Annotated in this window: 19 protein-coding genes; 6 read left to right on the top strand and 13 right to left on the bottom strand. The window is 72.1% G+C overall.

The features are described 5' to 3' along the window. Position 1: 1 nt before the first annotated feature. Both ACVKXF_RS13445 and ACVKXF_RS13440 read right to left on the bottom strand, forming a co-directional pair. The gene (locus ACVKXF_RS13445) at positions 2–1,219 is read right to left on the bottom strand and encodes a glycosyltransferase (protein WP_456795994.1); all 1,218 of its coding nucleotides are present in this window, start codon (positions 1,217–1,219) and stop codon (positions 2–4) included. Positions 1,220–1,228: 9 nt separating this feature from the next. Next, positions 1,229–2,065: a DUF429 domain-containing protein gene (locus tag ACVKXF_RS13440; RefSeq protein WP_456795993.1), complete on the bottom strand. Its 837-nt coding sequence runs from the start codon at positions 2,063–2,065 to the stop codon at positions 1,229–1,231. A gap of 32 nt (positions 2,066–2,097) precedes the next feature. On the opposite strand from ACVKXF_RS13440, the gene ligD reads away from it, so the two are divergent. Continuing rightward, entirely contained in the window at positions 2,098–3,117 is a 1,020-nt protein-coding gene (ligD, locus tag ACVKXF_RS13435) for a non-homologous end-joining DNA ligase (protein ID WP_456795992.1), read from the top strand. A 19-nt stretch (positions 3,118–3,136) separates the two neighbouring features. On the opposite strand, the gene ACVKXF_RS13430 is transcribed toward ligD, so the two are convergent. The 3 genes from ACVKXF_RS13430 to ACVKXF_RS13420 form a co-directional block, all read right to left on the bottom strand. After that, on the bottom strand, positions 3,137–3,280 hold the full coding sequence (locus tag ACVKXF_RS13430; RefSeq protein ID WP_185021377.1) for a hypothetical protein: 144 nt from the start codon (positions 3,278–3,280) through the stop codon (positions 3,137–3,139). Next, on the bottom strand, positions 3,277–3,438 hold the full coding sequence (locus tag ACVKXF_RS13425) for a hypothetical protein (RefSeq protein ID WP_159573681.1): 162 nt from the start codon (positions 3,436–3,438) through the stop codon (positions 3,277–3,279). The genes ACVKXF_RS13430 and ACVKXF_RS13425 overlap by 4 nt, the downstream gene beginning before the upstream one ends. A gap of 138 nt (positions 3,439–3,576) precedes the next feature. Next, a complete protein-coding gene (locus ACVKXF_RS13420; RefSeq protein ID WP_456795991.1) occupies positions 3,577–4,620 on the bottom strand; it encodes an ATP-dependent DNA ligase in 1,044 nt (347 codons plus the stop codon). A gap of 169 nt (positions 4,621–4,789) precedes the next feature. Between ACVKXF_RS13420 and ACVKXF_RS13415 the strand changes: the two genes are divergently transcribed. Then, positions 4,790–5,833: an MBL fold metallo-hydrolase gene (locus ACVKXF_RS13415; protein WP_456795990.1), complete on the top strand. Its 1,044-nt coding sequence runs from the start codon at positions 4,790–4,792 to the stop codon at positions 5,831–5,833. 4 nt (positions 5,834–5,837) lie between these two features. Here the strand turns inward: ACVKXF_RS13415 and ACVKXF_RS13410 are convergent, their stop codons facing one another. The 4 genes from ACVKXF_RS13410 to ACVKXF_RS13395 form a co-directional block, all read right to left on the bottom strand. Then, positions 5,838–6,470, bottom strand: coding sequence for an FMN-dependent NADH-azoreductase (locus ACVKXF_RS13410; protein ID WP_456795989.1), 633 nt, complete (start codon positions 6,468–6,470; stop codon positions 5,838–5,840). 142 nt (positions 6,471–6,612) lie between these two features. Beyond that, on the bottom strand, positions 6,613–8,229 hold the full coding sequence (locus ACVKXF_RS13405) for a putative Ig domain-containing protein (protein ID WP_456795988.1): 1,617 nt from the start codon (positions 8,227–8,229) through the stop codon (positions 6,613–6,615). Positions 8,230–8,449: 220 nt separating this feature from the next. Next, a complete protein-coding gene (locus ACVKXF_RS13400) occupies positions 8,450–9,994 on the bottom strand; it encodes a putative Ig domain-containing protein (protein WP_456795987.1) in 1,545 nt (514 codons plus the stop codon). Positions 9,995–10,130: 136 nt separating this feature from the next. Further along, entirely contained in the window at positions 10,131–11,033 is a 903-nt protein-coding gene (locus tag ACVKXF_RS13395; protein WP_111086860.1) for a LysR substrate-binding domain-containing protein, read from the bottom strand. 105 nt (positions 11,034–11,138) lie between these two features. On the opposite strand from ACVKXF_RS13395, the gene ACVKXF_RS13390 reads away from it, so the two are divergent. The 3 genes from ACVKXF_RS13390 to ACVKXF_RS13380 all read left to right on the top strand — a co-directional run bounded on the left by ACVKXF_RS13390 (position 11,139) and on the right by ACVKXF_RS13380 (position 15,392). After that, complete coding sequence (locus tag ACVKXF_RS13390) at positions 11,139–14,597, top strand: bifunctional proline dehydrogenase/L-glutamate gamma-semialdehyde dehydrogenase (protein ID WP_456795986.1); 3,459 nt, start codon at positions 11,139–11,141, stop codon at positions 14,595–14,597. A 157-nt stretch (positions 14,598–14,754) separates the two neighbouring features. After that, positions 14,755–15,195, top strand: a complete 441-nt coding sequence (locus ACVKXF_RS13385; protein WP_123292422.1) for a VOC family protein — start codon at positions 14,755–14,757, stop codon at positions 15,193–15,195. A gap of 47 nt (positions 15,196–15,242) precedes the next feature. After that, the gene (locus ACVKXF_RS13380; protein WP_185021375.1) at positions 15,243–15,392 is read left to right on the top strand and encodes a hypothetical protein; all 150 of its coding nucleotides are present in this window, start codon (positions 15,243–15,245) and stop codon (positions 15,390–15,392) included. A 19-nt stretch (positions 15,393–15,411) separates the two neighbouring features. Here ACVKXF_RS13380 and ACVKXF_RS13375 read toward each other — a convergent pair whose 3' ends face one another. Both ACVKXF_RS13375 and ACVKXF_RS13370 read right to left on the bottom strand, forming a co-directional pair. Then, entirely contained in the window at positions 15,412–15,855 is a 444-nt protein-coding gene (locus tag ACVKXF_RS13375; RefSeq protein ID WP_396290908.1) for an acyl-CoA thioesterase, read from the bottom strand. Further along, positions 15,852–16,460, bottom strand: coding sequence for a QsdR family transcriptional regulator (locus ACVKXF_RS13370; protein ID WP_456795985.1), 609 nt, complete (start codon positions 16,458–16,460; stop codon positions 15,852–15,854). Before ACVKXF_RS13370 ends, ACVKXF_RS13375 begins: the two co-directional genes overlap by 4 nt. Before the next feature lie 47 nt (positions 16,461–16,507). On the opposite strand from ACVKXF_RS13370, the gene ACVKXF_RS13365 reads away from it, so the two are divergent. Beyond that, positions 16,508–17,701 (top strand): acyl-CoA dehydrogenase family protein, encoded by a 1,194-nt coding sequence (locus tag ACVKXF_RS13365; RefSeq protein WP_456795984.1) that lies wholly within the window; start codon positions 16,508–16,510, stop codon positions 17,699–17,701. An 89-nt stretch (positions 17,702–17,790) separates the two neighbouring features. Here ACVKXF_RS13365 and ACVKXF_RS13360 read toward each other — a convergent pair whose 3' ends face one another. Both ACVKXF_RS13360 and ACVKXF_RS13355 read right to left on the bottom strand, forming a co-directional pair. Beyond that, positions 17,791–19,833, bottom strand: a complete 2,043-nt coding sequence (locus ACVKXF_RS13360) for an alpha/beta fold hydrolase (protein ID WP_456795983.1) — start codon at positions 19,831–19,833, stop codon at positions 17,791–17,793. Further along, positions 19,830–20,726: a patatin-like phospholipase family protein gene (locus ACVKXF_RS13355; protein ID WP_123312990.1), complete on the bottom strand. Its 897-nt coding sequence runs from the start codon at positions 20,724–20,726 to the stop codon at positions 19,830–19,832. The genes ACVKXF_RS13360 and ACVKXF_RS13355 overlap by 4 nt, the downstream gene beginning before the upstream one ends. Between the last annotated feature and the right edge of the window lie 26 nt (positions 20,727–20,752).

The following is a 20,752-nucleotide window of genomic DNA, read 5'->3' as shown; positions in this document are numbered from 1 at the left end:
CTCACGATCCGACCCGCGACCCGCTGCCGAGCACCCGGCGGTACACGTCCTCGAGGCCCGAAGCCGACCGCTCCCAGCTCAGACGCTCCGCGTGCTCGCGGCCCGCCGAGGCCAGCCCCGCCGCGTACCCGGAGTCCGTCAGGATCCGCTCGATCTCGGCAGCCCACACCGACGGCTCACGGGACTCGAGCACGACGCCCGTCTCCCCGTCGACCACGGCCTCGCGCAGACCCCCGGCAGCAGCGGCCACGACCGGCACGCCGGACGCCGAGCCCTCCAGCGCCACGAGACCGTACGTCTCGGAGTGCGACGGCACGAGCACGGCTGCCGCGCCACGGAACAGGAACGCCAGGTCGGCACGCGACTGCGGCCCGATGAAGGTGACGCGGTCGGCGATGCCACGCGCGGCGGCGAGCCGACGCAGTTCGTCCACGTAGTCACCCGCCTCACTCGAGGCATCGCCCGCGATGACCAACGTGGGGCGGGCCTCCTGGCTGATGCCCGCGATCGCCTCGATGGCCAGGTCGAGCCCCTTCAACGGCTGGACGCGAGCCGCTGCGACGACGTAGGGGGTGGCGGCTCGGCGCGCACCGACGGCGGCGGGGCGGAAGACGGACCCGTCGACCCCGGGCGGCACGATCCAGATGCGCGCGTCGGCACCGCCGAGCCGCGTCCGGACCGTCGAGGCCTCCGCTTCGGACACCACGACGACCGCGTCCGACTCACGGGCCAGCAGCTGCTCGCCCGCGATGCGCCCGGCCGACTCGGGCCGCTCGCCCTCGGACAGCGGTGTCTCGGGGTCGGCCGCGATCGAGTGGAAGGACTGCACGTGCGGGATGCCGCGCTCACGGGCGACCGGCAGCGCAGCGGCACCGGAGAACCAGTGGTGCGAGTGCAGGACGTCGAACGGCCCGAGCTGCTCGAGCTCGCGCCGGAACGGCCCGATGAACGCGTCGTGCTCGCCCTTCGGCACGGGCTCCGCCGGACCCGCCGACAGGAACCGCAGGCACACACCCGGTACGAGCGACACCGAGTCCGGCTGCGTCGGCGCCGATCGCCGCGTGATGATGTCGACGTGGTGGCCACGGTCGGCCAACGCCTCGGCCTGGTGTCGGACGACGACGTTCATGCCGCCGACCTCACCCGACCCGGGTTCGTCTCCGGGGGAGGTGTGCAGCGACACCAGCCCGATGTGCAGGGGTTCGCTCGTCGTGCTCACCGGTCAACCCTAGCCGCGCGGTCTCCGCTGCGACGGGCGCGCGGGCGCCACCACGACGGGCCGGCGGCCCGCCTCGTCCACAGGATCGGTGGGGAGGCTCGGCTCGCCTCCCAGGATCTGCACGCGCTGGTCGCCGTGTCGCTCCCAGAACGCCGCCGTCCAGGCGCAGAGGGCACCGTCGAGCAGGTCCTCGCGGTGCTTGTGCGTCGGACCGTGCAGCACCGACGGGTCGGCGAGCCGCGCTGTCAGCGGGTGCGAGTCGAGCAGCAGCGCCGGGTCGAGCGGCGTCACTCGCAGACGCCGGACCAGCTCGTCGAACGCCTCGGCGCGACGGGCACGTGCCTCGGCGGCGGGGATCCGGAGGTCGAGTCGCTTGTAGCGGGGACGCTCGACGTCGTACCCGAGCTCCTCCACCCCGACGAGCGTCGTGTAGGGGTAGCACTCGAACACCGCCGGCCCGGTCCTGTCGTGCATCGATGCGGTGTCGGACACGTACTCGACGCCGAGTTCGGTGAGCCGGTCGAGCAGCTGGGCGCCGGCGCTCGCCGCGGAAGCCTGGTTCGTCGGGTTCGCCGCGACCTTCCACCGGCCGTACCGCTGCCCCACCTGCCGTTCCGCTTCGCGGATGCCCGTCGGGTTCGTCACCACGAGTGAGGCGTCGACCGCGATGAGCGACCGCGGCCCGAGGTGCGCCGCGATCCAGTCGGTCACGTCGTCGACCCCGCGGGCCCATCCGGCATCGGTGATCGTGCCGTCGGACTCCATCGCGACCAGTCCGGTCTCGTTCGGGGCGCGGCTCGCGGTGCCGAGCCCCCACGCCAGGTCCACTCCGAGGTACGCGCTCACTCGTCCATCGTGCACCGAGTACCTTCCGCTGCATGGCGAGCGAAGCGACGACGGTGCGGGTACCCGGGCCCGACGGGGAGCGCGAGGTCCGGATCAGCAGTCCATCGCGCGTGCTCTGGCCGGAGGCCGGGATCACGAAGCTCGACCTCGCCGAGTACCTGGTGACCGTGGGCGACGCCTTCGTCCGGGCCAACGGCGACCGGCCCATCTCGCTGCAGCGGTTCCCCGGCGGCGTCGACGGCGAGCAGTTCTTCTCGAAGAACCCGCCGAAGGGCGCCCCGGAGTACGTGCGATCGGTCACGGTGACGTACCCGAGCGGCCGGAAGCACCCGCAGCTCGTGGTCGACGAGCCGGCCGTGGCGGTTTGGGCCGCGCAGATGAACACCGTGGTCTTCCACCCCTGGGCGTCGCGCGCCGAGGACAGCGACCACCCGGACCAGCTCCGCATCGACCTCGACCCGCAGCCCGGCACGGACTTCTCGGACACGGTGCCGGTGGCGCAGGAGCTCCGGAAGGTCCTGGCGGAAGCGGGCCTGTCGGCGTGGATCAAGACGAGCGGCAACCGCGGTCTGCACGTGTTCGCCCCGATCGCACCCGAGCACGAGTTCCTCGACGTCCGGCACGCCGTGATCGCCGCCGCCCGCGAACTCGAACGGCGCATGCCCGACCGGGTCACGACGGCGTGGTGGAAGGAGGAGCGGGGCCAGCGGGTCTTCGTCGACTTCAACCAGGCGAACCGCGACCGCACGATGGCCGGTGCCTACAGTCCGCGGGCACTGGCGCACGCTTCGGTGTCGACGCCGATCACTTGGGACGAACTGCCGACAGCCGACCCGACGACGTTCACGATCCGAACGGTCCCGGAACGTCTGGCGACGATCGGTGATCCGTGGCAGGCGATGCACGACGAGCACGCGAGCATCGCCACACTGCTGGAGTGGTGGGAGCGCGACCTGGAGAACGGCGAAGGCGAGCTGCCCTTCCCGCCGGACTTCCCGAAGATGCCCGGGGAACCGCCGCGCGTGCAGCCGTCGCGAGCGAAGAAGCCCTGACCGGGGCCAGCGCGAACCGTCAGACGGCGGGCAGCGTGTCCGTCGAACGATCCGGGTCGTCGACACGTGACGTCTGCAGGGGCAGCCCGACGCTCGCCGTGTGCAGGCGGGTCAGCCGCGACCAGGTGCCGCGGTGCGCGTCGCTGATGCCGTCGACGATCACGAGCCCAGACCGATCGTGACCAGGGCCAGCGCCGTGGCGGTCACGCCGGCGATGGCGCTGATGACCGCACTGAGCTGGAGGGTGCGCTGGCGGCGTGCCTCGCGCACCTCGGTGAAGGGGTTCCGCTGCGAGTGGCGGACAAGCGTGCTGGTGCTCATGTCGATCCGCTTTCGATCCTGGGGCTCCCGGGATGGGCGCCTCGTGCTGCTGATCACCATGCTGGCAGTGCGTCGCTAGTTTGCCTAACTACTTTCCTGCTGGTGCCGCGAACACGTCGAAAAACGGACAACGATGCGTCAGGACAGGACATCCCGCAGGTCGTAGGCCGAGGGCACCTCGAGCTGGTCGAAGCCGCACGACTCCGCGTCGCGGTCCGGGCGCCACCGTTCGAACTGCACCGTGTGCCGGAACCGGTCGCCCTCCATCTGGTCGTACCGGACCTCGAGCACGACCTCCGGCGCCAGCCGGACGAACGACGTGTCGCGACCCGACGAGAAACGCGACCGTTCCCCGTCGCCGGTGACGGGCCTCCCGTCCGCATCGCGGAGCACGACGGGCTCGAGCTCGTCGACCAGGGCGAGCCGGCGCTTGTCGGAGAAGGCGGAGACGCCGCCGACCTGGCGGAGCTCGCCGTCGTCGCCGTACAACCCGACGAGCAGCGACCCGACCCCCGAACCGCTCTTGTGCACGCGGTACCCGATCGCGACGACGTCCGCCGTCCGGTGGTGCTTGATCTTGAGCATCGTCCGCTTGCCCGGCTCGTACGGCTTGGCCCGGCGTTTGGCGACGACGCCGTCGAGTCCGGCGCCCTCGAAGGTGGTGAGCCACTCGCGGGCCTGTTCGACGTCGAGCGTGGTGCGCGTGACGAACAGCGGGTCGGACATGCCGCTCGCGAGCTGCTCCAGGCGTTCGCGTCGCTCGTCGAACGGCAGGTCGACCAGTTCGTTGCCGTCCGCCGCGAGCAGGTCGAACGCCACGAACTGGGCCGGCGTCTCGGCGCTGAGCTTCGCGATCCGTGACGCCGCCGGGTGGATGCGTTGCGACAGCGCCTCCCAGTCGAGACGTTCGGCTCCGGGCTCGCCGGAGCGCAGGATCACCTCGCCGTCGAGCACGACGGGATGGTCGCGGCCGCCGAACTGGGCGCGGAACGCCTCGACGAGTTCGGGGAAGTAGCGGGTGAGCGGTTTCGCCCCGCGGCTGCCGATCTCGACGTCGTCGCCGTCGATCGTCACGATGCCGCGGAAGCCGTCCCACTTCGGTTCGTACCGCAGGCCGCCGGTCACGCTGTCGGGGTCCGGGACGTCGGCGACGGCCTTGGCCAGCATCGGTGCGATCTCCATGCGTCGTGTCTACTCGGGCGCGGGTTGGGCTTGCGTGGGCGGGGTGTGCGCTTCGTGAGCAGGAATGGTCGGGTCCGGCGCGACGACTCGACCATTTCTGCTCACGAAGTGCGGCCGGGAGGCACCGCTCGCCCTGGGCGGCTCGGCGCGCGTCAGTAGTGTGGTGCGGGTGACGACCGTGCCCCCGTCGGCAGCGCCGGCTCCGGAACCGATCAGCCCCGTGCAGGCCGCCGCGCTCCGCGACGGCGTCCTGCCGCCCGTCGAACAGGTGCGGCCGGGGATCTGGACCTTCGCGGTGCCGTTCCGGTTCGGTGTGCCCGACGCGACCCTGGTCTACGCGGTCGAAGGGGTGGACGGCTCGCTCGCGCTGATCGACCCCGGGTGGTCGGCCGACGGCGGGGTCGACGAGGTCCGCGCCGCACTGTCGGCGATCGACCGGTCGCTCGACGACGTGTCCCTGGTGGCCGTCACGCACCTGCACGCCGACCACCTCGGTGCCGCCGCCGCGATCCGCCGAGCGACCGGTGCGCGGGTCGCGATGCACGGGCTCGAGGTCGAGGCGCTGGACCGCGAGCGCGCCGACGCCGTGCAGAACGACGCCGACATCGCCACGTGGGGCCTGCCGCCCGAGCTGCACGACGGCGTCGTCGCGGCCTGGGGGAGCGGGCGACGGATCGGGCTCGGGCGGAGCGAGGCGCCGTACGCCGACCTGCTGCTGGCGGACGGCGACGTGCTGCCGATCCCCGGTCGCACCATCCGGACGCTCTGGACGCCCGGGCACACCGCCGGGCACGTGTGCTTCGTCGACGAGGCCGACGGACTGTTGTTCACCGGCGACCACGTGCTGCCGCGGATCAATTCCGGGATCGGCCTCGGCGGTCGGACCGCCACGAACCCGCTCGGCGACTACCTGGCGTCGCTCGGCCGACTCGACGTGTACGCCGGGCTCGAGGTCTGCCCGGGCCACGAGTACCGGTTCACCGACGTCGTCGCCCGCGCACGGACGCTGACGCGGCACCGCGAGGAACGGTCACGGCACGTCGCTGAGGCGCTCGACGTGCTCGATCGGCCCACGCTGTTCGAGGTCGCCGCGCGGGTGCCGTTCAGCGGCGGGATCGAGTCGATGACCGGTTTCCTGCTCGCGAGTGCGCTGACGCAGACGGCGTTCCACGCGGAGCTGCTCGGACGTTCCGACGAGATCCGTCCCGCCTGATCGCTCAGCCGAGCGTGGTGGCCAAGCGCTCGATCGTCGTCTTTGCGTCGGCGAGCTCGGCGGACGCATGCTCGGCGAGCGGGGCGAGGTCGGGCAGCCGGTCGGCCAGGGTCGCACTGACCGTGATCGGGTAGAGCTTCATGCCGAGCGCCGTGCCGAGGATCAGGTGCAGGACCGGCGAGCCGTGGTCCCAGTCCTCGGTCGGGGTGCCGGCGTCGTACGTCGCGCCGCGGCTGACCACGGTCACGACCTGACGGCCGGCCAGGGGCTGCACGTCGCCGGCCAGGACGCCGGGGACGTGGATGCGGTCGATCCACGCCTTGAGCGTCGACGGCACCGTGTAGTTGTACAGCGGCGAACCGACCACCACGACGTCGGCGGCGAGGAGTTCGTCGATGACCTCCTGGCGGAGCGCCTCGGCCTCGGGGGCGACGGTCTCGTCCGCGGTGCGGTCCGCTGCCGCCCAGTGCAGCGCCGAGGTCTCGAGGTGCGGGAGCTGGTCGACGTGCAGGTCGCGGCGGACCACCGTGTACTCCGGTCCGCGGGCGCGCCAGGCGTCGGCGAACGCGGCGGTCAGCGCGCGCGAACGGGAGTGAGCGAGGTCGGCCGAGGAGTCGATGTGCAGCAGCGTGGGCATGGTGCCCACGCTACCGACGGTGGCACGGAAACGGCCCCGCCGCCCCGGTGCGGGGTCAGGCGGGGCCGAGGTGGGCCTCCCGTCCGTCACGCGGGCACGTGACGGACGGGAGACGACGGGGGCCGTCAGCGCTCGTTGTACGTCAGCGCTGTGCGCGGCGACGGCGCAGGGTGCGGGCGCCGATCAGGCCGGCACCGGCGACGAGCAGGCCGAGGGCCCAGGGCAGGGCACCGGTGGCGTCCGAACCCGTGTAGGCCAGCTGGCCGCCACGGTTCGTCGGGGTGACCGGTGCGGCCGCGGGGACCGGTGCGACCGGGGTGGAGACGCCGGGCACGGCCGGGACGGCGGTCGGCTGGACGTCCACCGCGAACGAGGTGCTGAACTCGCCGGCGGCGACGGTCAGGTTGTGGATCGACGCGTGCGGGAACGTGACGTTCACGAGACCGAAGAAGTCCAGGTCGGGGTCCGGAGCGATGACGTCGCTGGCGACGTCGGACGTGACGGTCGGGACGATCGACTCGTCGTTCTCGTCGAGGATCTCGTTGCCGTACCGGTCGACCAGGTTGCCGGAGACGACCAGGGTGCCGCCCTGCTTGATGGTCGGTCGACCACCGTCGACCTCGGTCCCGACGGACCCACCTTCGCCGTCACCCTTCATGGTGATCGTGTAGACCTTGCCCTCCGGGTCGATGACCCAGGTGGTCCGGGTGCTCGTGTCGTCGTCGTCGAAGTCGAACGCGCCGGCACGGTCCGTCGTGAAGACCACCACGCCCAGCGGTGCTGCTGCCTCGACGGTCAGGTCCACGTACTGCGTGACGGTCTCGGTGCCGCTGGTCGCGGTGACGGCGAAGGTCCAGTCGGAGCTCCAGGTCGTGACACCGCTGAGCTCACCGGTCGACGCGTCGAAGGTCAGGCCGTCGGGCAGCTGGTCGGCGGGGGAGTCGTTGAACTCGGCATCCTCGTCGAAGAAGTACGCGAGCTTGTACGTCGGCTCCGGGAAGCCCTGCGCACGGAACGTGTACGAGAACGCGTCACCGGCGGTGGTGCTCAGCTCGAGCGGGTGGTCGACGTCGGCGCCGGCCTTCGTCGGCTTGCCGTCCTCGCCGAGGAAAGCGGGGGTCTGGCTGACGGGCGCCGTCGCGTCGGAGGTCACCGAGGTGGTGTCCGTGGCACCGGGCAGCGTGCCGGTCACGGTGACGGTGATCGTCTTGCGCACGTCGGTGGGGTCGATGCGGTAGGTCGCGGTCTTCGACAGGACGTTGCGGTCCTGGTCAGCCCACACGTACTTGTACGAGGAGTCCTCGTCGAAGCCGGTGACGACGGCGCTCAGGAGCGTGCCGACCTTCGCCGCGCCGTCGATGGTGACGGTGGCGTCGGCGGCCTTGGTGGTCACGTCCGGGGTCGGCTTCGCGGTCGGCGCCGGGGTCTCGGCGGCCGGAGCCGTCGTCTCCGGAGCGGCCGGCTCGTCGGCCGGGGCGGTCGCGTCGTCGCTCGGGGTCGGGGCCGGGGTCTCCTCGGCGGGGGCAGGGGCCGGGGTCTCGTCTGCGGGGGCCGACGGGTCGTCGGTCGGTGCGGGCGTCTCCGTCGCGTCGACGGGTGCCGGGGTCTCCTCGGAGACGACGGGCTGCGTCGAGTCGACCGGCTCGACGGCGCTGGCGGCGGTCGCGGACATGATGCCGAGACCGGTGGTCAGACCGACGAGTGCGACGGTGGTGCCGACGGCGCATGCGCGACGGACGGCGGAGGTGCTGCGGTGCACGGGTTCCCCCCATGTTCAGGTCCGGCTGGGTGGCCGGATCGTAAGAATCTGCCGAGAGTTTCGGCCTGCTCGGATCGTAGTGCGGCTGCGTGGCCGGTCAGGGGTCGGTGACCGGAATGTGACCATGGTTGGGGGTCCGTGCGGGAACCCGCGTCGGACGGGAGGCCCGTGGCGGATCCGCCACGGGCCTCCCGTCCGTCATCCGGTGCGCTGCACCGCGTCAGGCGCGTCGGCGACGCAGCCGGTGGACGAGCAGGCCGCCGCCGGCGGCCAGCAGGCCGAGCGCCCAGGCGAGCGGGCCGGACGTCTCCGCGCCCGTGTAGGCGAGGGTGCCGGTCCCGGAGCCGACTGTCGGGGTCGTGGTGCCGATGGTCGCTGCCGCCGGCTGCACGTCCACGTCGAACGAGGTGGACACCCCGTCGAGAGCGACCGTGATCGTGTGCGGCGACGCGTGCGGGAACCCGACGCGAGCGTTCCAGGGGTCGGAAGGGAACGAGACCTCGTCCGACGAGACGCTGCTCGTCACCGTCGGCGTCGTTCCCTCGTGGTCCTCGGTCGGGTTGCCGTACGCGTCGAGCGGCGTGACCCGGACGGACATCGTCGCGCCCTGGGCTGCCGGGACAGCGTCGACCGGGTTCGCGTCGGGGCTCTCGGCGAAGATCTCGCGCAGACCGTGTTCGCCCGCCTGCCAGGCCTGGCCCGTCCCGATGACCCCGATGAGCAGCTCGAGGTGGGCTGTGGCGGCCGGACGGATGGACAGGTGGACGTACTGCGTCGCCGCGCGGGCGCCGTTCATCGCCATGACCTGGAAGTCCCACTCGCCCGCCTGGGTCGGTGCACCGCTGAGTCGGCCCGTCGCCTCGTCCACGGACAGGCCCGCCGGAGCCGTCGGGTACGCGTTGCCCGGCACCGGGAAGGCGGTCGGACCGCTGAGCAGGATGTAGTGCAGCTCGCTCGACGATCCCGTCGCGGTGAAGGTCCGGTCGACCGTGTCACCGGCCGTGGTCTCGATGCGGATCGGGGACTCGGGCTTCGACTGCTCGTCGAACGTGATGACGTCCGGCTCTGCGGCGGGGGAGACGGTGAGCTCGACGTGTTCGGTGATCTGGGTCGAGCCGCTCAGGGCGACGACCTCGAAGCGGAAGGTGCCGGCGTCCGTCGGGGTGCCGCTCAGCACGCCGGTCTCGACGTTGACGCTGTAGTCGGACGGCCCGGCGGCCGAGGACGGGGCGTCCTGGATCGCGTAGCCCACGGTGCCGTTGCCGCCGGTGGTCTGGAAGGTGTGCGAGAACGGGGTGCCGACGGTCGCGGTGAGGGCGAGTGGGGCGTCTTCGGTCGACGGCTCCGTGAACGCGAGGTCGCTGCCGTCCTCGGCGGCGGGGATGTCCGCCGGTGCTCCCGCTCCCGCTTCCGTCGAAGTCGAAGTCGAGGTCGCTGTCGGTTTCGGCGTGGCGGCGTCGTCGGCTGGCTCGGCGGGCGGTGGGGTCTCCGACTCGTCGGCGGGAGCCGGCGTCGGATCGGGAGTCGTGCCTCCCGGCTGCTCGTCGGGGGTGTCGGTCGGGACGGGCGTCTCGGGCGAGGCGGACGCAGCGGGTGTCGCGGCGCTCGTCGCCGCCGGTGTCACGGTGCTGGTCGCGGTCGGTTCCTCGGCGGCGGCGACGGCGGTCGTGGCGCCGATGCCGAGGGCCGACGAGGCGGCGACGATGGCGACGGCGGCGCCGATCGCGGCGACGCGACGCGTGGTGGACGTGCAGGGCTGACTCATGGGATCCCCCTCGGATACCGGACGGGGCAACGAGAAGTGCCCTCACCAAGGAGATGTCGTCGATCCAGCGATCCTGACGGCGCGTCAGGTCTCGGTTCGGTCTCGGTGCGGTCAGCCGGATCGGGGACAGGCCCCGTCAGTCGCCGACGGCCGCCGCGGCGCGTTCGAGCGCTGCGCGCAGTGCACGGACCGCGGGCGAGGACGCCCCGGCCGCGCGCACGACCGTGAAGATCGTGCGACGGGGCTGCTCGGGGAGTTCGAGCAGGCGGCAGGTCGTCGTGCGCCCGGTCCACATCAGGTCGGGCATCAGGCTGACGGCGTTGCCGGACTCGACCAGGCGGATCTGGGTCTGCAGGTCGGCGGTCTCGTAGCGGACGTCCGGCTCGAAGCCCCAGCGTCGGCACACCTGCTCGGCGAAGTGTCGCGAGGCCGTCCCACGCGGCTCCATCACCCACGGCAGGGCCTCGGCGTCCTCGAGGCTCGAGACCGGCAACAGCGCCGTGTCCAGCGGCGGCAACGCCAACCGGACCGCATCGGTGGTCAGGTCGGAGCGGTCGAGCCCGGACAGGTGCGGTGCGGCGTGCGCCGGGTACTGCTCGGCGATGACCATGTCGAAGTCGCGCGCCCACGTCTCGTTCAGCGCGGTCTCGGGCTCGCGCTGCACCATCTCGACGCGGACGTCGGGGTGCTCGGTGGCCATCTCGTGCAGGGCGTTCGGCATCAGGGCCAGGGCGGCGGACTGGAACACGGCGACGCGCACCCGCCCCTGGACGGACGGCAGGGTGTCCTCGACCTGCGCCTGGGCCTGCTCGAGCACGTCCTGCACGTGGCCGGCGGCGGCGACGAGCACCTCGGCCTGCGGGGTGAGCTGCAACCGCCGTCCGGCCTTGCGCAGGAGCTGGACACCGGCCTCGCGTTCCAGGGCGCTGAGTTGCTGCGACACCGCCGACGGGGTGAAGTTCATGGCCTCGGCGACGGCCGCGATGGTGCCGCGGATCGACAGCTCGCGGAGCAGGACCAGGCGGCGGACGTCGAGCATGATCCGACGGTAGCGGGGTCGCAGCGGATTCGGTAGTGCAACTGAACGGTACCCATCAGGAACGGTCGCTTCCGCTACCGTATCCCGGGCCTCCACACTGATCCCATGACGACCCTGCAGGAGCACCCCGCCACCGACCACGACGCCCTGGCGGACCAGTCCGTCGCACTCGTCCGACAGTGGCTGGCCGAGGCCGAGTCGTTCCCGGTGGACGGCTCTGCCAAGCAGCTCGCCGGGGTGCTCGCCGACCCCGCCGGTCTGGACTTCGCGGTCGGCTTCGTGGACGGCGTCGTCCGCCCGGAAGACCTCGCCGTCGCCGCGCGCAAGCTCCGGCAGATCGCGCCCGGCGCCCCCGGGTTCCTGCCCGCCGCGATGCGCGGACTCGTGCGCCTCGGTGGCGGCATGGCACCGGTCCTGCCGAACGTCGTCGTGCCCATCGCCCGCCGGGTGCTGCGCGGCATGGTCGGCCACCTCATCGTCGACGCGACCGACTCGAAGCTCGGCCCCGCGATCGCCAAGATCAAGCGGGACGGCGTCCGGCTCAACGTGAACCTGCTCGGTGAGGCCGTGCTGGGCGAGCGCGAGGCCGCACGACGGCTCGAGGGCACGCACAAGCTCCTGGCCCGCGACGACGTCGACTACGTGTCGATCAAGGTCTCGTCGACCGTGCACCCGCACTCGCCGTGGGCGTTCGACCACGCCGTCGACGACATCGTGGAGCAGCTCCGCCCGCTGTTCGAGCGTGCCGCCGCCGCGACCCCGTCGAAGTTCATCAACCTCGACATGGAGGAGTACAAGGACCTCGACCTGACGATCGCGGTCTTCACGAAGCTCCTCGACGAGCCCGCGTTCCTCGGCCTCGAGGCCGGCATCGTGCTGCAGGCGTACCTGCCCGACGCCCTCGCCGCGATGGAGCAGCTGCAGGAGTGGTCCGCCGCTCGCCGTGCCCGCGGTGGTGCCGGCATCAAGGTCCGACTGGTCAAGGGCGCGAACCTGCCCATGGAGCAGGTCGAGGCCTCGGTGCACGGCTGGCCGCTCGCCACCTGGCACACCAAGCAGGACTCCGACACCAACTACAAGCGCGTGCTCGACTGGGCGCTCACGCCGTCGCGCGTCGCGAACGTCCGCGTCGGCGTCGCCGGGCACAACCTGTTCGACGTCGCGCACGCGTGGCTGCTCGCCGGTGAGCGGGGCGTGCGGGACGGCATCGAGTTCGAGATGCTGCTCGGCATGGCGCAGGGGCAGGCGTCGGCCGTGAAGAACACGGTCGGCTCGCTCCTGCTCTACACGCCGGTCGTCCACCCGGGCGAGTTCGACGTCGCGATCGCCTACCTGATCCGTCGTCTGGAAGAGGGCGCGTCGCAGGACAACTTCATGTCCGCGGTCTTCTCGCTGGTCTCCTCGCCGCCGCTGTTCGCCCGCGAGGAAGCCCGCTTCCGCGCCTCGCTCGAGCCGCTCGCGCAGCCCGGCGGACTCGACGCACCGCCGTCGCACCGCGTCGCCGACCGGTACGCCGCCGTCGGCCGCCCCGGTCCGGGCCACTTCGAGAACACCCCGGACAGCGACCCCTCGGTCGGCGCCGTCCGCGCCTGGGGCGACGCCATCACCGCACGCGTCGCGTCGTCGACGCTCGGCGTCCGCGCCGTCCAGGAGGCCCGGGTCGACTCCGCCACGGCGCTCGACGCCGCGCTCGGCCGCGCCAAGGCCGCCGGTGCCGTCTGGGGCACCTGGTCCGGTGGCGCTCGTGGCGCCGTGCTGCACGCCGTCGGCGACGCGCTCGAGGCGAACCGCGCCGCACTCATCGAGGTCATGGCCGCCGAGACCGGCAAGACCATCGACCAGGCCGACCCCGAGGTGTCCGAGGCGATCGACTTCGCGCACTTCTACGGCACGCTCGCTGGCTCGTTGGACGAGGTCGACGGCGCGACGTTCACCCCGGCGAGCCTGACCCTCGTCGCGCCGCCGTGGAACTTCCCGGTCGCGATCCCCGCGGGCTCGACCCTGGCCGCGCTGGCCGCAGGGTCCGCCGTGGTCCTCAAGCCGGCACCGCCCGCCGAGCGCTCCGGCGCAGTCCTCGCCTCGATCATCGAGACCGCGCTCGACGCACACGGCGCCCCGGCCGACGTGCTCGCGTTCCTGCAGGTGTCCGAGAACGAGCTCGGCGAGCAGCTCATCGCCTCGCCGATGGTCGATCAGGTGATCCTCACCGGCGCGTACGAGACCGCCGAGCTGTTCCGTTCCTTCCGTCCGGACCTGCCGCTGCTCGCCGAGACCTCGGGCAAGAACGCCGTCATCGTCACCCCGTCGTCGGACCTCGACCTCGCGGTGAAGGACGTCGTCGCCTCGGCCTTCGGGCACGCCGGCCAGAAGTGCTCGGCCGCGTCGCTCGTGGTGATGGTCGGGTCGGTCGCGAAGTCGAAGCGCTTCCGCAACCAGCTCCTCGACGCCGTGTCCTCACTCACCGTCGGCTACCCGACCGACGCCGCGACGCAGATGGGCCCGGTCATCGAGCCGGCGTCGGGCAAGCTGCTCGACGGCCTGACGACGCTCGGCGCGGGCGAGTCCTGGGCCGTCGAGCCGAAGCAGCTCGACGAGACCGGCAAGCTCTGGAGCCCGGGTGTCCGTCAGGGCGTCCGACGCGGCTCGGAGTTCCACCGCACCGAGTACTTCGGTCCGATCCTCGGCATGATGACCGCCGACACCCTCGACGAAGCGATCGACATCGTCAACGAGGTCGACTACGGCCTGACCTCGGGCCTGCACTCGCTCGACCCGGCCGAGATCGACACGTGGCTCGGCCGGATCCAGGCGGGCAACCTCTACGTCAACCGCGGCATCACCGGTGCGATCGTCCGCCGCCAGCCGTTCGGTGGGTGGAAGAAGTCGGCCGTCGGCGCGGGCACGAAGGCCGGTGGGCTGAACTACCTGCTCGGGCTCGGGTCGTGGACCCCCGCTGCTGCTACCGCTTCGGCGGCTCCGTCGGCCCCGATCCGGGCGTTCGTCCGGGCGGCCGAGGTGTCGTCGCCGGTGCTCGACCGTGCGCTGGCGTCCGACGAGCAGGCCTGGTCGACGCTGTTCGGCACCGCGACCGACGTCTCGGCCCTGAGCGCCGAGCGGAACATCGCGCGGTACCTGCCGTTCCCGTCGGTGCAGGTGCGCCTGGCTTCTGGTGACGAGGATGCTGTTCCTGACCTCGTCCGCGTCGTCGCGGCTGCGCTCCGGGCCGGCACGGCGATCGACGTCTCGACGGCCGCCGCGCTGCCCGAGTCCGTCGCATCGGCGCTCCGCTCGCTGCCCATCGTCCGGTCCGTGACGCAGTCGGCCTCCGACGAGGCCTTCGCGTCGTCGATCGCGGCGGGCCCGTCGACCCGGGTCCGGCTCATCGGCGGCGACACCTCGGCGCTGTACTCGGCGATCGGCGGGCGTCCCGACGTCGCGGTGTACGGCGGCCCCGTGACCGAGGCCGGGCGGCTCGAGATCCTGCCGTTCGTCCGCGAGCAGGCGGTGTCGATCACGGCGCACCGCTTCGGCACGCCGAACCACCTGACCGACGACCTGATCTGACCGGACCGCGGCGCTGGCGTTCGGGTCCAGCGCCGCTGTCCGGTCGCCGCACGGTGTCGGGATGCACCGAGGTGGCTGGGGTTGCCTCGGGTGTGCGTCGCAACCACGGCGCGCACCCGACGGCCCTGCGTCGGGTCGAACCCGAAGGAGCTCCACCATGACCGAACCGTTCGCACGCCCGACCGCCCTGGCCCACGTCCGCGTCACCGTGACCGACATCCACCGCAGCAAGGCGTTCTACCAGCAGCTGCTCGGCACCGACCCGGCGATCGACTTCAGCGACCAGGTCGACGAGCCCGGCGTGCGCGAGGACCGCGAGCGCTTCTACGGCGGCTCCGTGTTCCGGCTCGGCGACCAGGTCTTCGGTCTCCGCCCGGTCGCTCCGGCGGGGCAGACGTTCGACCCGGACACCGTCGGGCTCGACCACGTGAGCTTCGTCGTGGGGTCGGTCGACGAGCTGCACCAGGCGGCCGCACGTCTCGACGCCGCGGGGGTCGAGCACGGCGAGGTGACCGACCTCGGGGACGCCGGCATGGTGATCCTCTCCGTGCAGGACCCCGACGACATCAACCTCGAGCTCGCAGCCCTCAAGTCCTGAGCAGTCCTCGGGCCGCGGGCTAGCATGGGGTGACGAGAGGGGACGTCATGCGCTTCGTACACGCCATCGGCCGGGGGATCGGCTTCGTGTCGTCGACCATCGCGAAGGTGCTCGGGACCCTGAACGGCGCGAAGCCCGCGGGCGACGACCTCGCCGCGCGGCTGAACCGGCCGAGCCGCGACGACTACCGCCCCTGACCGGGCGTCGTGCGCGCGGTCAGTCGGCGACGGCGGGCTGCTGGGCGACCATCGTGCCGGTCACGAGCTCGCGCAGCGACTCCGGCAGGGGGATCGGCCGGCGGGCACCTTCGCGGTCGATGATCACGTGCACGAACTCGCCGGTGGCGAGCAGCGCGCCGTCGGACTGGCGGAACAGGCCGAACTCCCACGACAGGCTCGTGGTGCCGAGGTGCTTGGAGCGCATCCCGACCTCGATGACGTCCGGCCACACGGCGGACTCGACGAACCGGCAGCTCGACGACACCAGCACCGCGATCCACTCCGACGAGAACGGGTCGAGCCCCGCTTGCTCGCGGAACCAGTACGTCGACGCGTTGTCCATCGCCGAGTAGTAGATCGTGTTGTTGACGTGCCCGAACATGTCGTTGTCGTTCCACCGCGTGGGGTAGAGGCGGCGGAACGGGTACTCGTCGATGGTCATCGGTCTCCGATCGGAGGTGCGGGTGTGGCGTGATCGGCGGCGGGGCGCAGCACGTACTCGAACGCGGCGCGTGCCCGGACAGGGTCGGGGGCCTCACCGGAGATGAACTCAGCGTAGGTGAACGACTCTGAGATCCGGACGAGCAGCCGGGCGAGCTCTTCGGCGGAGAGCGGGGCCGGATCGAACTCGCCGGACGACTGTTCCTCGACGACGAGTGCAGTGATCCGGTCGACGAACCGGCTCTGCACGTCGCTCTCCGAGGTGGTCAGCAGGCGCATCGCCCGCGCGGGCTCGCGGGTGAGGAACGCGCGGAAGTAGGTGGCGTCGATGAGGTCGACGGTGAACCGGTCGAGCACGTCGACGATGCGTGCTGCGCCGGTCGACCCGATCGTGTCGGCAGCGCGGGACGCCCGGTCGAGCGTCGGGACTGCGAGGGACCACAGGATCTCGGACAGCAACCGGTCACGGTTGCCCACCCACCGGAACAGCGACGTACGGTCCACGCCGAGTGCGGCAGCCAAGGCGCCCATGTCGATCCGTGCGCCGTCGATGAAGGTGTGGCGGGCCTCCCGGAAGGCGCGCAGCGCAGAATCCGATGTGTACACGCGACCCTCCCTTGCAACGTTTTCGAGAATGATGCATCGTTGGTTCCATGTCAACGCTGACGCCCACGACGGGCCTCCTCGAATCGGACTTCTACGGCTTCCAACAGCAGCTGACCGAGCCGGAGCGCGCGTCGATCGGGCGACTCCGCGAGTACCTCGAACACGAGGTCGCGCCCATCGCCGACGGGTACTGGGCACGCGCCGAGTTCCCGATGCAGGTGATTGCTCCGCTCGCCGAGCTGGGTATGTACGGGCCGGGGATCCCGCTCGTGCGCCAGTTCGAGAACTCGGCCGTGTACCGCGGGTGGGCGGCGCTCGAACTCGGACGGGTCGACGCGAGCGTCGCGACGTTCATCGGCGTCCAGTCCGGCCTGGCGATGAACTCGATCGCGGTGGCCGGCAGCGAGGAGCAGCAGCGCGAGTGGCTGCCGCGCATGGCGGCCGGCGAGCTCATCGGGGCGTTCGGTCTGACCGAACCGCTGTCCGGCAGCGACTCCGCCCGCGGCCTGCGCACCACCGCCCGGCGCGACGGCGACACGTGGGTGCTCGACGGTGAGAAGCGCTGGATCGGCAACGCCACCTTCGCCGACGTCGTCGTCATCTGGGCGAAGGACGTCGCGGACGAGCAGGTGAAGGGATTCCTGGTCACCACTGACACCCCCGGTTTCACCGCCACCAAGATCGAGGACAAGATCGCGCTGCGCGGGGTGCAGAACGCCGACATCGTCATGCAGGGCGTCCGCGTGCCCGAGTCGCGTCGACTGCAGCGTGCGGACTCGTTCCGGTCGACGGCCGAGGTGCTGCGCCTGACCCGCACCGAGGTGGCCTGGCAGGCCGTCGGCATCGCGGTCGGCGCGTACGAAGCAGCGCTCGCCTACGCCCGCGAACGTATCCAGTTCGGCAAGCCCATCGCGTCGCACCAACTCGTGCAGGACCTGCTCGTGAAGTCGCTGTCGAACATCACGGCCTCGATCGCGCTCTGCACGCAGGCCTCGGCCATGCAGGACGCCGGTGTCGGGGGAGACGAGCACTCCGCCCTGGCGAAGGCGTTCGCGACCGCGAAGATGCGCGAGACCGTCGGCTGGTGCCGCGAGGTCCAGGGCGGGAACGGCATCGTGCTCGACAAGGGTGTCGCCCGGTTCTTCGCGGACGCCGAGGCGATCTACTCGTACGAGGGCACACGCGAGGTGAACACGCTCATCGTCGGACGGGCGATCACCGGGCAGGCCGCGTTCGTCTAGGCGCGTCGGCTCGGCGGGTCCGACCCGGAACGACATCCACGATGTCGTACGACGTCGATCGTGTCGTTCCGGGTCGTCCAGGGCCGTGACTACCCGAGCAGCTCCGGCCGCTCCCACTCCTGGCCGATCACGTGCTGCCCGAGGAACGCGAACACCGTCTCGTACCAAACCACAGCGTGCTGCGGCGAGAGCACCCAGTGGTTCTCGTCCGGGAAGTACAGGAACCGGTGCGGCATCGTGCCGTCCGGCGCCGCGTGGTGCTCGGCGAGCTCGGACCAGAGCCGCAGCCCCTCGCCGATCGGCACCCGGTAGTCCTTGTCGCCGTGGATCACGAGCATTGGTGACGTGATGTCGGCCACGAAGCGGTGCGGGTCGTTCGCCTCGATGCCGGCGGCGTCGAAGATCGACGACCAGTACTGCGACGAGTCCGTGGTGCCGTTGAACTGGTCGAGCGCCCACAGGCTGGCGTGCGTGACGATCGCGCGGAACCGGTCGGTGTGCCCGGCGACCCAGTTCGCCATGTACCCACCGAACGACCCGCCCATCGCGGCCGTGCGGGTCTCGTCGATGTCGGCGCGCGCCTCGACCGCATCGGTGATCGCCATCAGGTCGGTGTACGGAGCCTGCCCCCACGCGTTCCACCCGCGGTTCACGAAGTCGAGCCCGTAGCCGGTCGACAGCGCCGGGTCCGGCAGCAGCACGGCGTACCCGCGCGCCGCCAGGAGCATCGGGTTCCACCGCCACGACCACTGGTTCCACGAGTTGAGCGGTCCACCGTGGATCCAGAGCAGCAGCGGGTGCGGCCCGTCGCCCTCCGGCACCACCAGCCAGCCGCGCACGCGCGCACCGTCGGCCGCGGTGGTCTCGACCTCCTCCAGGTGCGCGGGGACGTCGGGCAGGGCCGCCGGCGTCGCGAGCGGGGTCACCACCCCGTCCGTCGCGATCCGCACGGGGTGCAGCGGCGCCGCCCAGGAGGCCCGGAGCGCCACGACCGCACCGGTCGCCTCCGCCACGCGCAGGCTCGAGTACGCCCAGTCGTCGTGGGTCAGCTGCTCGACGGCTGCGCCGTCGAGCGGGATGCGGAACACGGGCGCCCGGCCGTCCTGGTCGGCCACGGCGAGCAGTGCCCGGTCGCCGTGCTCGAACACGAGCTCGCTCGGCCAGCGGTCCCAGTCGGTGGCGATGCGGTGCGGGTCCGACCCGTCGATGCCGGCGGTCCAGACTTCTTGCTGGGCCGCGCCGGCGGGCGTGGAGCGAACCGTCCGGACCCACGCGATCGTGCGGCCGTCGTGGCTCAGAGCGGGCATCTCGTGGTCGACGTCGACGTCGTCGAACAGCACCGTGCGGTGGCCGCTGGTGCAGTCGATCGTGACGAGCGTCGAGCGGTCCCCACGGGCCTCCCGGACGCCCACGGCTGCCAGCAGGACCGATCCGTCGGGCGTGAGCGCCCCGGCGACGTGGTCCAGCGACCGGCCCGGGGCCGGTGTGCGGTCGACGGGCTGAGCGACTTCGTCCGCGCCGCCGGCGGTGTCGAGCGTGAGGACGTGGGTCTGGGCCGGCCCGAGGTCGTGGTCCCAGTACCGGACCGGGTACGTCTCGTGCAGGATCGCGCGGACCTTCTTGTCCGTGCGGGCCTTGCGGAGTGCTGCGTCGGCCTCGAGTACCGTCTCCGGCTCGGAGCCGGCACCCGGCAGCAGGTCGGCGGTGAGCGCGACGACGTCCGACGACGCCGCGGTGGCCAGGACGCCGCCGACGCCCCCGGCGAGCCGGGTGAGGGGACGGGCCTCGCCGCCGGTCGCCGGGAGCACCCAGAGCTGAGCTGTCTCGAGTTCGTCGGCGTCGGCGTCGGGCCGCGCGGAGACGAAGAGCAGGTCGCCGGTGCGGGTGAAGGCGACCCCGCCCTCGCCCTTGGCGGAGCGGGTGAGGCGGACGGCGGTACCAGGTGCGTCTCCGCTGGCCGCGTCGGCGTCGTTCCCTGCTGGCACCTGCCAGATCGAGCGGCGGTACCCGGTGCGGTCCGGGTCGAGCGCACTGACCGTCAGGGCGACGCGCTCACCGTCGGGGCTGATCGCGATCCCGTCGACTCGGGGGAGGGCGATGTACTGGTCGAGGTCGGAGAACGGTGTCGTCATGCGTCCACGCTCACCAGGTCGTCCGCCCAGAACGCGGCGATCTGCTCGGCGACCGCCGTGCCCTGGGTGCGGCCGGCCTCGGCCGACGGCGCCTGGGTGGCCAGCGAGAGCGAGTTCGTGCCGAAGGCTTCCTGCGCGGTGCTGTCGGCCACGACGACCTCGACCGAGCTGCCGCCGGCGCGGAGCGACTCGACCGCGACGTCGAGCCAGGGGCCGACCGGCGACGGACCCTCGGGACCGCAGGCGATGACGAGGACACGCTCGTGGCCGGCGGCGGCGTCGGCGTTCGTGCCGGAACGGACCCCGCCGTCGACGTACGGTCGGCCCTCGATGCCGACGGGCGACCACACGAAGGGCACGGAGCAGCTCGCGGCGACCGCGCGGGGGAGCGGGACGCCGTCGGCCGCGGTCAGCAGCCGGAACGTGCCGTCGGTGGCGTCGACCGCGGTGATCGCGAGCGGCTTGCCCGGCCACTCGGTGGACGGCAGGGTCTCGGCGAAGGTCGCCACGCGGTCGTCGTCGGTCTGTCCGTCGGTGACCTGCTGGGCGGCGAGGCCGAGGCGGGCGCGGGCGTCCTGCTCGCCGGTCGCCCCCTCGAGCGCGCCGCCGATCCGCTGCTGGACGGCGTCGGTGTCGATGGCCGGCGGCTCGACGTAGGTCGTCGGCGCCGGGGTGTGCTGCTGGTCGTACGCCTGCTGTACCGCGCCGTTGCGGACGAAGGCCCCGACGACGCTGCCGGCGCTCGTGCCGACGACGAGGTCTGCTGCGTCGAGGTCGACGCCGGCGTCCTGCAGGGCGGAGAGCACACCGACCTCCCACGCGATCCCGGCGACACCACCACCGCCGAGGACGAGGGCTCTGGTTCCGGGTACGGGCGTCGCGACGTCGGTCATGGGTCCTGCTTACCAGCTGCCGGCGA

It is taken from the genome of Curtobacterium sp. PvP017 (assembly GCF_054060195.1).
This window is presented reverse-complemented; position numbering and strand designations above follow the sequence as displayed.

Bases quoted from the DNA above. Each gene is read 5' to 3' on its own strand.
- ACVKXF_RS13375 (WP_396290908.1), bottom strand. From the start codon at position 15,855: ATGACCATCGACGAGTACCCGTTCCGCCGCCTCTACCCCACGCGGTGG.
- ACVKXF_RS13355 (WP_123312990.1), bottom strand. From the start codon at position 20,726: ATGACCGACGTCGCGACGCCCGTACCCGGAACCAGAGCCCTCGTCCTC.
- ACVKXF_RS13410 (WP_456795989.1), bottom strand. From the start codon at position 6,470: ATGCCCACGCTGCTGCACATCGACTCCTCGGCCGACCTCGCTCACTCC.
- ligD (WP_456795992.1), top strand. From the start codon at position 2,098: ATGGCGAGCGAAGCGACGACGGTGCGGGTACCCGGGCCCGACGGGGAG.
- ACVKXF_RS13385 (WP_123292422.1), top strand. From the start codon at position 14,755: ATGACCGAACCGTTCGCACGCCCGACCGCCCTGGCCCACGTCCGCGTC.
- ACVKXF_RS13400 (WP_456795987.1), bottom strand. From the start codon at position 9,994: ATGAGTCAGCCCTGCACGTCCACCACGCGTCGCGTCGCCGCGATCGGC.
- ACVKXF_RS13425 (WP_159573681.1), bottom strand. From the start codon at position 3,438: ATGAGCACCAGCACGCTTGTCCGCCACTCGCAGCGGAACCCCTTCACC.
- ACVKXF_RS13380 (WP_185021375.1), top strand. From the start codon at position 15,243: ATGCGCTTCGTACACGCCATCGGCCGGGGGATCGGCTTCGTGTCGTCG.
- ACVKXF_RS13360 (WP_456795983.1), bottom strand. From the start codon at position 19,833: ATGACGACACCGTTCTCCGACCTCGACCAGTACATCGCCCTCCCCCGA.
- ACVKXF_RS13395 (WP_111086860.1), bottom strand. From the start codon at position 11,033: ATGCTCGACGTCCGCCGCCTGGTCCTGCTCCGCGAGCTGTCGATCCGC.
- ACVKXF_RS13365 (WP_456795984.1), top strand. From the start codon at position 16,508: ATGTCAACGCTGACGCCCACGACGGGCCTCCTCGAATCGGACTTCTAC.
- ACVKXF_RS13390 (WP_456795986.1), top strand. From the start codon at position 11,139: ATGACGACCCTGCAGGAGCACCCCGCCACCGACCACGACGCCCTGGCG.
- ACVKXF_RS13420 (WP_456795991.1), bottom strand. From the start codon at position 4,620: ATGGAGATCGCACCGATGCTGGCCAAGGCCGTCGCCGACGTCCCGGAC.